This is a genomic window from Dictyobacter alpinus, from assembly GCF_003967575.1.
Lineage (GTDB): Bacteria > Chloroflexota > Ktedonobacteria > Ktedonobacterales > Ktedonobacteraceae > Dictyobacter > Dictyobacter alpinus.
Map to the genome: position 1 here is coordinate 89231 of NZ_BIFT01000002.1, position 13126 is coordinate 102356.

Sequence of the window (13126 nt, forward strand, 5' to 3'; positions counted from 1 at the left end):
GGCGTAGTGCCATCGTGGGAGGTTTGTTGGTATGAACGATTTGAATCAAAACACACCATTTATTTCCGAAAATCCTGGTCGTGATTGCCAGAAGGTGGGGACGGCAAAGTTTTTGGGGCAGGATCCACTGAAAGTCCATGCGCCAGTCTGGACAGTGATTGGCAATCAGGGAGACAGTCAATGTTATATAGGTGTTACCGATAAAGTCGCTGCTGTTCAGGAAGCTATGAGCAAGAGAATTGTGCAAGAGAATCTCGATATCCGCTTGATCGCGCCGAATTTTGCCGGGGGGGTGTCAGATGGACAGTTGAATGGCACAAGCCAGATGCGCTTTTCACTGATCGGCAGGGAGGTCACCCATGATGCGGCGTGCCTCCATCTCAGTGGTAGTGAAGCAAAAGGGATTGTCGCAGTGGTTGCCTGTGATAAGCCACCTGTTGGCACGCTCGCGGCACTGCTGGAACATAATGAACCTGCCATTATGATGTCAGACGGCTCTATCAAGCCGGGCATAGATCCCCAGACAGAAGAACGGATCGACCTTGTCAGTTGCTTTCAAGTTGCTGGAGATGCGGACGGAGAAAAGAAAGCACGCTATGCCATGAATGCGTGTCCTGGCACTGGCAGTTGCGGTGGAATGTTTACGTATAACACCATGCAGTCGTTTTTCGGCGCGCTTGGCATGGAACCACTGCATATGGTCGCTCCAGCCTCACAAGACCCGCGAAGAATGCAACAGTTTCCTGACGAACTCGTTGAATATCTGTTGGTGATGACCAGGAAGAATATCCGCCCGAAAGATATTATTACCAGAGTATCCTTAAGAAACGCGATAACCGTTGCTATTGCCATGGGTGGATCAACCAATGTCGTGCTCCATGCGCCGGAAATTGCCAGGGCAGCGGGATTGGATTTCTGGAATGAGGTTATCACGCAACAAGAATTTAATGAACTGTCCCGAACGACTCCTGTTCTGATTAATGCCCGGCCGTTTGGAAGATATTCTATGGTGGATATCGAAGCAAAAGGTGGCTTGCCAGTCATCGTGAAAGAGCTGTTGCAAGCAGGACTTTTAGACGGATCATGCATCACCTGCACAGGAGAGACACTGCAGGAACAGATCAACCGTCTGAATCCAGCAGCACCTGATGGTGACGTGATCCATTCTATGACAATACCCTTTAAACCAACGGGTGGTTTACGCATGCTCAGCGGAAACCTGGCTCCCGAAGGTGGCGCAGTAATTAAAGTCGCAGGCGTAGAGGGTGGCATGAAAGACGGCATCTTTACCGGCAAAGCGCAGGTATTTAATAGCGAGGCAGCGGTGCTTGAAGCGCTCACCCATACTCCAGAGATATTTCAGGATAAAGACATGGTTGTCATCCGCTATGCTGGCCCGCAGGGCGCACCGGGCATGCCTGAAATGCTCGACCCGACATCCCGTATTACCACCCTGTGCCGACAGAAAAACATCACGATCGCTTTGATGACAGATGCCCGCTTCTCTGGCGGCTCCGTGGGTCTTGTCATTGGACACGTGACGCCAGAAGCCTATCTTGGAGGGCCAATCGCGCTGGTAGAGAACGGCGATACCATTACAGTTGATCTGAACACCGACAGCATTGACTGTGCTGAATTACACGATAGCGATACGCACACACAACGCTTTCATCAATGGCAGCAAGCAGTCAAAGAAAACGGAGGCATCCATCCCCATGCGGCAAAAGTAGAAAATAGATTACTCAAACGCATGCGTGCTACCGCCCGACCAGCTTTGCAGGGTGCCGGAATCTAAAGTTCCCCACACGAAAGCGGCGAGGCTTCCCTTAGACTTTCGAGCAAACAAACGCTGGCGCGGACGGTTAGTTTGGAGGTGCACAAGCGCGGGTTTATCAGGGGCTAACTGGTCATGAACCACCCGCTTAAAAGCGGGGGCGTGCAAACGGACGAAAGGCTGTTTGCACGCCGAACATGACCAGACTCAGGCTTGAAAGACAGCCTACGTTAGAAGCGAAATGAGGTACGTTGGGGTGCGAGGCCAGCTCCGACCTCTACAGTGGATAATGAAATATCTGTACATGGTGAAGGAAGTGTTGTCCACGTTAAACCGCTTCATAACAGTGTCAAGGCCATATTCACCCTGGAAACAGGAGGCTCTCAAAGGAACTGAAATAGCTGATGTACGCATGCCGATGTGTAGGATCTTGCCAGTAGTGGGCATAGAGTGCGATCTCCGCCTGTGTGATACTTCTCTGGACCTGGACAGGAACACTGTTCTGAAAAAACAGGGTGAGAAAGGTTAATTCGCGTCCCTGGATGAGTTTTTCAGGCATCTGCGGCGTACTGAAAAATCCAAACCACCAGACACCTGGCCCTTTGGCCGTGAGTGCTGGAAGCGTGTAGATACTTGCATCCGGGATCGGTGCTTCCAGTAAGGCCAGATGTTGTACAGTGCTAGGATAGAGCGCTTCATATGCATAAGCAACCATCAGTACGATATCATGACCAACCAGGTTAATGGGTCCAGGACTCAGTTGCGAGACAAGCCCATGGATATCTCTGGCCATTGTTACTTTGTCATACCCTGTTGGCAGCGCGTCTATCTGTCCAGCCCCGCGCATGTCAGGAACAATCACCAGGTAATGTTTGGCGAGATCAGGAAGCACTTTATGCCATGCATACCAAGTTTCTGGAAACCCGTGGAGTAGCATCAATACCTGTCCATTTCCGCCGCTGACATAATGCATGTGAATGCCATTTGTCATGACGAAACCTTCAGTAAAGCCATCTGGCAGGAGAGAGGATGCGTTCTGCGCTTGATTAATCGAAGCGCGACCTGTTTCCTGGAGCGTGTACAGCCAGGGAAAAACTTCCTCCAAACAAATTGAAGTTGATCCTATGGGCATTCTGGAGGGAACCCATCTCTTACTGCAGCGTGCCCGCCGGTTTTCTGCCTCCTCACCCGAGGAAATGGATGACGCGATCAATATTGTCATTGCGCTTGCCCAATTTCCCCTGGCCATTGATCAGGCAGGTACGTACATTAAAGAAACAAGATGCACGATAAAGGACTACCTTCAACTCTATCAGGCGCATCGTCACGCGCTGCTGGCGCGGCGCGGCAAACAGGCCTTCGGTTATCCAGATTCGGTTGCCACGATTAATCCAAGAAACTCGAAATGGTATGCAAGAACGAGCAGATGTTCATCTGCAGCACGATTGAGCAAGTGGCGTCGTGTTGGTATCGTATGAGCAAGCCAGTTGTCAACCGGACCGAACCAATCGATGTGTCGGAAGTGAAGGATGTGATGAGTGACTGCATCCACCATATGGAGCAGTCGCTCTTTGCCCGAAGCAATCTCAAGGGACATGTGCCCTGGCGGATGTCCTACAGCCTTAAGGGCGGTTATTCCTAGAAGAACCTCTTTCCCAAAATCGACCAAATGCATTCTTTCCGGAAGGAGAGGAAGAATAGTCCATGGTGAACGAGACATGGGAGAGCACACGCCTGCCACAAAGGAGACCCGCCAACGGCTTGCTGAAGTACTCTCCGCACTTCAATGATGAGAAGCCTCGGTGAAGACAGACCTGGATAGAGAGCACCCGCATCTTGACACCTACCCCTGAAGTTCCAGGATTTCCTTTTTCACGCTCTTTGAGCGACCTAACGGGCTTCCCACAACCTAGCTCATTGACTATGTAGGGAAACGCTCATGTGCAAGTCGTAAAAAAGGTGAAAACACCAGCATCTCTATATGTGCAAGAAAGAGATTATAATACCCGCTACAAAAAAGGCGATGCCCACAAGTAGCCAGAACAGTGGAGAAATCATCTTTGAGTTTGGCTGAATTATTGCATGCTGTGGATGCGCGGGATCATAGAGGATAGGTACGTTATCACCTATCTTCGCATGTGGCATGAAAGATGAATATTCTCGAACACGCAATTCCTGCAGTATACCATGATTATCTATGAAATGGATAACCAACACCGTTTTAGGGACAACCGCTACCCCATTATATACCCTCTCATTCTGTTTATAAACCACCGTACCTGCAACGTTGTTTGCATTCTGTAGAAAAGGTTGCGTGACAAAGCGCTTGTAAAGGCCAAAGCCAAGAAAAATGACACCAATTACTCCCAATAGTATAGTTGCTTGCAATTTCCCCTCCTTAGAAAGTGTTTGATACTCAATGTTATTGTGTTACATCGTGACTAAGCACAATCACATAGCTTTTTAGGCATTGTACACACTTGTTGAGCAGGTTTTTGCCCAGGTTTGTTACTTGATTGTACTTAGACGGTGCAACCGTTCAGACATGGTGTGCCTCAACTAACCACGATGAGCGACACTTCCCCGATCTAGAACGCTTCGATATTCTACGTAAGCCCCAATCGTCATCTCACCTTTGGCCGTGCTGTATCGGTGCCCTCTGGAGGCCCAGATCGTACTCATGATGATACTGAGTTAGTTCAAGGATATGCGCGGCATTCCTGGTCAACCCGATGTCATCTAACAAGGGCCGATCCACACTATCAATTCGCTACCTCTTAGGCGTTCTTATAATCTGATGTATTGTGGCTAACCACTTCTACGTCGCCGTTATTTGATGCCGTGCGTCTAAGGTCATCTATATGGTATTCAAGCCCGTCGGGTACCTGAACACCATATGTCTGAAATCGCAGTGAATGCGCCAAATCAACGGGTGATATGTTGTACATCAATCATGTTTTTTGTCCTTTAATACATATACAAAGGAGCGCTTTATTCGATAAATGGAATAAGTTGTAATATGATTGGCTGGTATCAATCATACTTGTCGAAGAGCATAGTGGGGTACATCTACAGATGTAATGGAGATACAACTAAAGATCTAATTTCTTTATTAATATACTTCCCGATTGATGCGATCACATATGTGGTTGCGCTGTGATCAAAAACAATGCCATTCACCATCAGATTGCACCCAACATTTTCCACTTCCGTTGGAAACTCACGTTTTCTTATACCATTGTCATGGTACTAAGCTTGCTGGTAACATTTCTCCTCCTCATCGGGGTGGTGATCTGGTTCTTTTCCTATTTTTTGGGTAGCTCAATCTTACTTTCAAAAGTAATAGCGCCCTAGTGGGTCACTTGCCAACTTCGTCGCTGTTGTGACACGCTGGACCAAAATGAAGGGAAAGAAATCTGCCCATGGCACATCCAGTCTCCGAAGTGCTCCGCCCACTCACACAAGAAAAACGGAGTGAACTCCAATGTGTGAAGCACGCCAGCAGTGAACCACACCTGCGCCATCAACGAACGGTTGCTCTGCTTGCCATGGCAGAGGGAGCAAGTCACATTAAGGCTGCGCAGCAAGCGGGGTGGTCGACATTGGCTCCCGTGAGAAAACTCGTCGGGCGCTTCACCGAACAAGGGCTGGGCACGTTGAATGATCCCCCCCGTCGCGGACGTGCCGTGAGGTATGGAGCCGCCAAGAAAGCGCGGATTCTTCAAGAGGCATGCCGAACCCCAGACCGAGCAGAAGATGCGACCGCAAACTGGTCACTCTCCTTGCCTCAGCAGGCCTTGCGGAAGGCTCCAGATGGACTTCCCCAAGTCAGTACCTTCACGATCTTGCTACCCTGCACGAGGCAGGCTATCGCTGGCAGAAGAGCCGTTCCTGGTGCCATACCGGCAGAACGTTGAAGAAAGGGAAGGATGGGAAGGTGGATCAAAGCGATGACCCCTATACGCAGGAAAAAAACGGTGATCGAGCGGGCATACACGTTGGGAGAGCAGTTGGGCTTGCAGGTGTAGTGCGAAGACGAGGCAGGACCCTATTAAACGATTCCAGTAGCAGGTCAGGCTTGGAGACCAGAAGGAGCCCCCGTCCATCACGATCACCAGTACATTCGTGGCAAGACAGCCAAATTTCTGACCTTGTTTTGGCCAGCGACCGGAGAACTGAGGGCCAAAGCGGTTGATCAGAGCACAAATGCGATCCTGCATCCCTGGCTCAAACAGGAACTGGAGAAGATTCTGCAGCGGTGTCCACCTGCTCGTGAATGCCAGTTGGAAACGTTGACCATGGTTGTCTGCTCAACGGTGAAAAAGCCTGATAGACATATTTTCCTGAATCGCTTGGAAGGCGATGAGGAGATAGAGCCTGAACGTGATACCATTTTCTGATACATTCGATTAAAAAGGAAGGTTCAAAAGTTGATTGAAATATTTTTTCGTTCATCTCAGGCTCCCCCTTCTGTGCTGATTTTTTGATGGTTATCTAAGCGGTTTCTTGCCCTCTACCGTCCTAACTCATTGGCACCCATCCTTTCCGCTACTCCAGGCCACCTCTCTGCGAACCTGTACGATATTGTCTCTCCCTTTGAAGCAATAGATGAGAACCAGCCACGTTCACGAATCAATTGAATGGCCTCTTGACGATTAGAACTGTTTAGCTTCTGAAAAATATGGTAGATATGGGTCTTGATCGTGTTCATACTGACATGCAGACGATTACTCATCTCTCGATAGGAGATGTCTTGCAGGAGAAGCTCCAGGATTTCTCGTTCGCGGGGCGAGAAGGTGGTCAGGTCTAGCCAGTTTTGCTGCGCGACCAGCAGTAGCTGCAGCACATAGTCAGAAAAGGCTTGCTTCTTCAGGTCAGAGTGACAACATAGAGCATGCATGGCCCGTTCGATTGCCTCCTGGTGGTTTTCAGTACGTACCCCCATATGTTGAAATGGCAGTTCAAGGGCCACTATCACCTGGGTCGCTAACTGGTGGTCTATATTTTTGCTCTGTTCAGCTGATGCCATCTCAATCACTGGCAGAGGATCTGCACGTATCCACAACGATAGGCTGTTACGCATTATACGTGTATATCCCATTTGCTGTGCCAGTGAAAGCATAATGATGCTGCTCCAGACACACACCAGGATCCACCCAAGTGGTTGCATGATGAAAAATATATGGGCAAACAGTCTCGTATCATACAAAAGAAAGAGAAAAAGAACGATTCCACAACTCATTAGCGCAAGCAAGCCAAACCAGATATGAGTAAGGTTACGCTGAACTGGATTACTGGAACGCAGCATCCATCCCTCCTTATTTGAGAGTCCATACACAACGGATAGCACCCTCGGCTCATTTCACTCTTCGTCATACTCTAACTGATTAATTAATAACTGGCTCAAGTCAGAGAGGTCCTCTACTCTGGCGTTACGGAGAACATTTTGTTCTTCCGGTGTTATTTCAAGCTCGACTTCATGGACTGCCGCGAGCGGATCTGCCAGCAGTTTCCTGGCAAAGCGTGCATCGATGATGGCTCGAATTAAGAGTTTGTTGATGACCTTCCATGACATATCACACCTTTTGCAATTTAATCCCAGGGATCGTAGTCATCGTCTATCCACATACTATCAATACTGCCAGCGAACAACATTGGGAGGAGATTTGCGTAAGAAGAGAGAAGTTGCATGAATCTGGATAGCATAAGTTTTCCCCTTTACCCTGATCTAGTATTCTGTCAATCTTATCTTTCTACCAAAGGCACCACTTGTCTCTCTTCAAAGCATACTGCTCTTCTGTCAAAAATCTGTCAGAAATCCGGTGAAAGGTGTCAAGCGAGGAGTCATTACTACAGTATAACGAGAAAACATGGCTCCCACTTTCCTGGTAGAGATGCTCTTTACACGTGAAAAGACTAGTAATATTCCCAAAAATATCGTTTAATTAATAAGGAGGAAAAGTCATAATGATGCTCCTCTTCTTAGAGTATTTTTTATTGTACTTATTGCGCGAGGATGGACAATGAATACCAATCTATGGCAGTACAATATTCAAGCTCCAATCCTTCCTATACCTATCCTACATCGTGAGTCTTTAATTCATTTATTAGCGGAGCATATCAAGGGCCCAGACACCAAAAAGGCCACCTCTACCAAGTTTATTCTTCTTTGTGCTCCCGCAGGCTATGGGAAAACGACGCTCCTCGTTGATACTCTCCTCCAACACCAGATTATCTGTAGCTGGTTTTTTTTTGAGGAGACCGATACTCCGGCGATCTTTCTTAAAGGAGTATTGAGTAGCGTACAAAAGAACTTTCCTCAACTCGTGCCATCTTTTGCGGCTGTCCTTGCATTAGAAGATGTCGAAATAAACGAACATCCAGACGGGGAGTTGTACTGGAAAAGCATCCTTGATCTGATGGTTACAAAGCTCAATGGGGAAATCTCACAGCACTTTGTACTGGCATTTTGTAATTATCATAAACTACAACCGCATGAGGCGCTTCATCGCCTGCTCAATCATCTCCTGGAACACCCTTTTCAGCGGGGCGTGCTGGTACTTGAGAGCCGCTCAATGCCGGATTTGAAACTGGCTCCTCTGATTGCGCAACGGCAGATGTTCGGCCTGGGTAGTAGCAGATTAAGCTTTACCGCTCAGGAGTTGCTGGATTTAGCTCATTTGCAAGGTTTTACCAATTTTTCCTTACCCGATGCCGAGCACCTTATTACCGCCTTTGATGGGTGGATCTCTGGTATCCTGTTAGGATCAAGTCTGGGATATACCCAGATGCATCCGCTTGTCCCTTCTCACAAAGGCAACTGGGGGACCTCTGCTCAGATTGCGGACCATCAACAGCTTTTTAGCTATATCTCTGAGATTTTTCGTCAGGAAATGGAGACATTTACGTTCCTGGAAGCCGTTTCTATCTTTGAGCAACTCACTGCGCCCCTCTGCGATAGATTGCTTGAGACAACAAATTCTGCAGAACGGCTCATTTATGCCGAACAACAAGGTCTCTTTGTGATGCGCGATGAAAAATCTATTGATGAGGGGAAGGTTGGCGTGTATATCTGCCATCCTATTCTGCGTGCCCTCTTACAGGAAAGGCTACGAAACCAGTCTGCCACACGCTATCAGGAGCTCCAACGCAAAACCATTCATCTCTTGCAACAGGACCATGCCTATGCACAGGCCATTCGGCACGCACTAGAGGCACATGAATATCGGCTGGCTATCAGTATTATTGTCCAGGTTGCGCCTGAACTCATTAACCAGGGCCAGAGCGAAACAGTTGATCTCTGGCTTAAAGGCTTGCCAGAACACATCTTCAAAAAAGAGCCCTGGTTGCTGATGACACAAATTAATATCTATCTCGCCCAGAATGAATATACAGAAGTATCGACATTGCTCGATAAAGCCGAAGCACTACTCATACCTGATACTAACAAAAAAGACTTACCACCTACATTGCGCTTACAGGCTGAGTTGCGGCTGGCACGTAGCAAACTCCTTTTCTATCAAGGCAATTTCCAGCGTGCACGCGAACTCTGTCTGGAAAACCTGGATTTCCTGCCTGATGATGAGATACCGCTCAAAATTAAAACCTATCATCGCCTGGGTGCCTGCTTGATCGTTGGTATGGGACTCATTCATGAGGGCATTATTCAATTCCAAAAAGCATTACAGTTAAATACTTCACAGAACAATGATCCGCAAGCTGCAACGCTGCATCGCTTATTAGCCAGCGCCTATAGCTGGACAGGCAATTATCAACTGGCTGATTATCATCAGGTACGTGCCTTACGCATCTGGGAAAAGCTGCAACAGCCACGAGGCCTGATCAACAATCTCACTGGCATCGGTTTATTGCAACTCCGCCAGGGCTTAATGGAACAGGCTGAAGGGACGCTTGTACGAGCTCTGCAAATGGCAAAGGTAAATCTGTTCAAGAGTGGGGAAGCGTATGCCCTCATAGCTCTAGGTGAACTTTATTCCGCCTTGACGCAATATGTGCGTGCCCTGGATTATTTAGAAGACGGCCTGCGTCTGGCGCAGCAGTGCCAGGATCTTTATCTTATCAATTGCGGCCTCTGTAGTATCGCCACCGCATATCTATCTATCGGGGAAATACAGACCAGCCATTTTTTCCTGCAGCAGGTGTATATACCACCACAGAAAGAGAATACCTATGAAGATCTACTCCATAGCCTGACTCAAGGCCGTCTTGCACTCGCGCAAGAGGATTATACACAGGCTCAGCAAGAGCTGGAACATGCTGTCGCATTGGGCAAATTCACGACTATTCAATTTCTCTCTATTCGCGCCTTACTCTTACTGGCTGTTTGTTATACACGCCAGCAGCAGCCAGAGCTTGCGCTTCAGACGATCCAGCAAACCATCACACTCAATGCCAATAGCGATCTGACCACTATACTGAAGCTTGAAGCGAGCCATTATCCAGAACTGTTACCGCTGTTTGCGCAATCGACCGCTCATGAACAGCAGCAAATGCCAGCCATAGCACAGCACTCATCGTCAACTCAGACTCCTATTCCCCCACCTGAACGGATACATACGCTACGTATTATGGCACTGGGTGAGCCACAATTACTGATCGATGATGTGCCCGTTACACGCTGGCATATGCAGCGCGCGCTGGAACTTTTCTATTTACTTCTGGAGCATAATCATCCACTCTCCAAAGAAAAAATGATCGATGCGCTCTGGCCCCATGCAACCCAAAAACAGATCGATACGACGATGCGCACAACCATCTATTACTTACGGCAAGCCATCGGCAAAGCATGTATTCTATATGAGCGCGGTCTGTATAGTCTCAACCTTGCCGCCTTAAATATTCAGGAAATCTGGTATGATGTAGCAGTCTTTGATAAGCTCTATGCGACTGCGATGCAGGCATTAGAGATGCAAGACGATGCCACGGCCAGCGCAACACTGCATCAGGCAGTATCACTTTACAAAGGAAACTACTTACAGCCCTTTTATAATGATTGGTGCGCCTTCCGCCGCAACCAGTTACGGCAGGCCTATATGGATGCTCATGAACAACTGGCCCTGCTCGCCTGGCGCCAGGAATATTGGGACGAATGCATAGAACACTGGCAGGTACTCCTCTCACACGACCCTTGCTTTGAAAAAGCTCATCATGGCATCATGCTCTGCTATCTTCGCCAGGGCAAGAGAGAACTGGCCCTCCGGCAATACCAGTTGTGCGTTCAACATCTCCACGAAGAATTACACATAAAGCCCGGACAGTCCATCGAAAAGCTCTACAAACGTATCAATACTCCAAGCAGAAGCAACGAAAAACCATAAGAGCGCGCCAGACTCCTATGAAATCCATGGTCCACCAACCAGCCAAATGAGACACAATCACCCCCTATGAGCATATCTCATACCTGAAATTGAGCAAATTTCACCATAGCAGCCAATTGTTTCTCACACTCAGATGCTGTTATAAACTGTTCATCAATACTTGTTTGTCATTTAGCATGTGTCCAATTCCCGGCCCTTCCACACAGATTTACATAAAGGGGGAAGATCTATTCTATGGTGCTTAATATTTCTTATCCGGCCTCAAAGATGCTGACCTTTGTTGACATCCTTACGCAACGTGCTCAGCAACAACCTGAACAGACAGCTTATACGTTTCTCCACTTTGGAGAACAAGCAAATTCCGAGCTAAGCTATGGGGATTTAGATCGCCAGGTCAGGTCAATTGCAGGTCGGCTCCAGCAGTCCGGGTGCGAAGGGAAACCAATTCTGTTACTCTATCCATCAGGATTGGAATACATCACTGCTTTTCTCGCCTGTTTGTATGCCGGGGCGATCGCGGTTCCTATGTATCCCCCAAGCTCGGAACGCCAGATTCCTCGCTTACAAACCATTATTCACGATACACAGGCAGTTACCGCACTCACGACTACCTGGACATACACAAAAATAGCCCAGAAATTCACACATATTCCTGAATTGCAAGCGTTACAGTGGATCCCCACTAATACTATTTATCCTTCTCAGTACGATGACTGGATCAAGCCCGCGCTGGATGAACAGAGCCTGGCCTTACTCCAGTATACGTCCGGGTCTACCTCGACACCCAAGGGCGTCATGGTCAGTCATAGCAACCTTCAACATAATTCCGCTATGCTGCAAACGCAGATGGGGATGAGTGAACATGATCGAGGCACATCCTGGCTCCCAATCTTTCATGATATGGGACTGATCCTGGGTGTCCTACAGCCGCTCTACACTGGCTATCCTACCGTGCTGATGAGTCCTACTGCTTTTCTGCAACGCCCATTACGCTGGCTACAAACACTGTCAGATTACCAGACCACGGTAACCTACGCGCCCAATTTTGCTTATGATCTTTGCCTGCGCCGCATTAGTGCCGCCGAACGGGCCCGACTCGATCTAAGCCATTGGCAGGTGGCCGTCAATGGCGCCGAACCAATTCGACGCACAACCTTAGATAATTTTAGTGCCACATTCGCAGACTGCGGCTTTCATGCCAACACATTCATGCCGGGCTATGGTCTTGCCGAAGCGACCTTGATGGTGAGTGCCCGCAAGCGACACACCGGTATATCCGTGAAGCAGCTGGATAAGGCCTGGCTGGAACAGGGATATGTAAAGACGGCAAATGCCCAGACCCGCCCGGTCAACTATGCAGTCAGTTGCGGTCAGGGGCCACGAGATCAGCAAGTGCGAATTGTCAATCCGACAACACAGGTCCAGTGCCAACCCGATGAGATCGGGGAAATATGGCTGTCCGGCCCGAGTGTGGCGCACGGCTATTTTCATAATCAAGCCGCTACGGAACACACATTCCATGCCTACCTGGCGGATACAGAGGAAGGCCCTTTCTTACGTACGGGCGACCTGGGTTTTCTACACGATGATGAGCTATTTATTACTGGACGCCTGAAGGACCTGATCATTATCGCGGGCCGCAATCACTACCCGCATGATATCGAACAGACCATCGAGCAGAGTTCGCCGCTCATTCGCGCCGGCTGCAGCAATGCCTTTTCCATTGAAGTGGGGGAACAGGAATGTCTGGTTGTGGTTGCTGAGGTACGCGCCATTCAAACTAAGTACACCTCTGATGAGCGTGAACAAATGATAGCGCAACTCTCCGAAACGATCCGCCGTAACATTGCCGAACAGCATGAGATTAAAGCATACCAGATAGAACTGGTACAGGTGGGGGAGATTCCCAAAACCTCCAGTGGCAAACTGCAACGACGTGCCTGCCGGACCCTTTTTCTGGCGGAAAAACTGAAGAAATGGGATGAGTAGATAGGTCGCCATGATACAAGATAGC

10 protein-coding genes are annotated in these 13126 nt (G+C 48.6%); 5 read left to right on the forward strand and 5 right to left on the reverse strand.

The genetic code is table 11. The features are described from left to right. Positions 1-31 precede the first annotated feature (31 nt). Positions 32-1795 carry a dihydroxy-acid dehydratase domain-containing protein gene (locus tag EL633_RS22645; RefSeq protein WP_126629578.1) on the forward strand — a complete coding sequence of 588 codons (1764 nt, stop codon included), beginning with the start codon at positions 32-34 and terminating at the stop codon, positions 1793-1795. A gap of 340 nt (positions 1796-2135) precedes the next feature. Here the strand turns inward: EL633_RS22645 and EL633_RS22650 are convergent, their stop codons facing one another. Then, positions 2136-2879: an alpha/beta fold hydrolase gene (locus tag EL633_RS22650; protein WP_161982352.1), complete on the reverse strand. Its 744-nt coding sequence runs from the start codon at positions 2877-2879 to the stop codon at positions 2136-2138. A 19-nt stretch (positions 2880-2898) separates the two neighbouring features. Here EL633_RS22650 and EL633_RS36695 point away from each other — a divergent pair, with 19 nt between their 5' ends. Further along, a complete protein-coding gene (locus tag EL633_RS36695; protein WP_161982353.1) occupies positions 2899-3252 on the forward strand; it encodes a hypothetical protein in 354 nt (117 codons plus the stop codon). A 499-nt stretch (positions 3253-3751) separates the two neighbouring features. On the opposite strand, the gene EL633_RS22660 is transcribed toward EL633_RS36695, so the two are convergent. Continuing rightward, positions 3752-4162 (reverse strand): DUF3592 domain-containing protein, encoded by a 411-nt coding sequence (locus EL633_RS22660; RefSeq protein WP_161982354.1) that lies wholly within the window; start codon positions 4160-4162, stop codon positions 3752-3754. Between the two features lie 1034 nt (positions 4163-5196). Here EL633_RS22660 and EL633_RS22665 point away from each other — a divergent pair. Next, positions 5197-5691: a helix-turn-helix domain-containing protein gene (locus tag EL633_RS22665; RefSeq protein WP_126629582.1), complete on the forward strand. Its 495-nt coding sequence runs from the start codon at positions 5197-5199 to the stop codon at positions 5689-5691. 310 nt (positions 5692-6001) lie between these two features. On the opposite strand, the gene EL633_RS22670 is transcribed toward EL633_RS22665, so the two are convergent. From EL633_RS22670 to EL633_RS22680, 3 genes are read right to left on the reverse strand one after another with little or no spacing between them, the layout of a single operon-like run. Then, on the reverse strand, positions 6002-6229 hold the full coding sequence (locus tag EL633_RS22670) for a hypothetical protein (protein WP_126629583.1): 228 nt from the start codon (positions 6227-6229) through the stop codon (positions 6002-6004). A gap of 58 nt (positions 6230-6287) precedes the next feature. Continuing rightward, positions 6288-7082, reverse strand: a complete 795-nt coding sequence (locus tag EL633_RS22675; protein WP_126629584.1) for a helix-turn-helix transcriptional regulator — start codon at positions 7080-7082, stop codon at positions 6288-6290. A 54-nt stretch (positions 7083-7136) separates the two neighbouring features. Further along, positions 7137-7349 carry an Os1348 family NHLP clan protein gene (locus tag EL633_RS22680; protein WP_126629585.1) on the reverse strand — a complete coding sequence of 71 codons (213 nt, stop codon included), beginning with the start codon at positions 7347-7349 and terminating at the stop codon, positions 7137-7139. A gap of 448 nt (positions 7350-7797) precedes the next feature. On the opposite strand from EL633_RS22680, the gene EL633_RS22685 reads away from it, so the two are divergent. Next, a complete protein-coding gene (locus EL633_RS22685; RefSeq protein WP_126629586.1) occupies positions 7798-11112 on the forward strand; it encodes an AfsR/SARP family transcriptional regulator in 3315 nt (1104 codons plus the stop codon). 234 nt (positions 11113-11346) lie between these two features. Continuing rightward, positions 11347-13101, forward strand: coding sequence for a fatty acyl-AMP ligase (locus tag EL633_RS22690; RefSeq protein WP_126629587.1), 1755 nt, complete (start codon positions 11347-11349; stop codon positions 13099-13101). Positions 13102-13126: the final 25 nt, after the last annotated feature.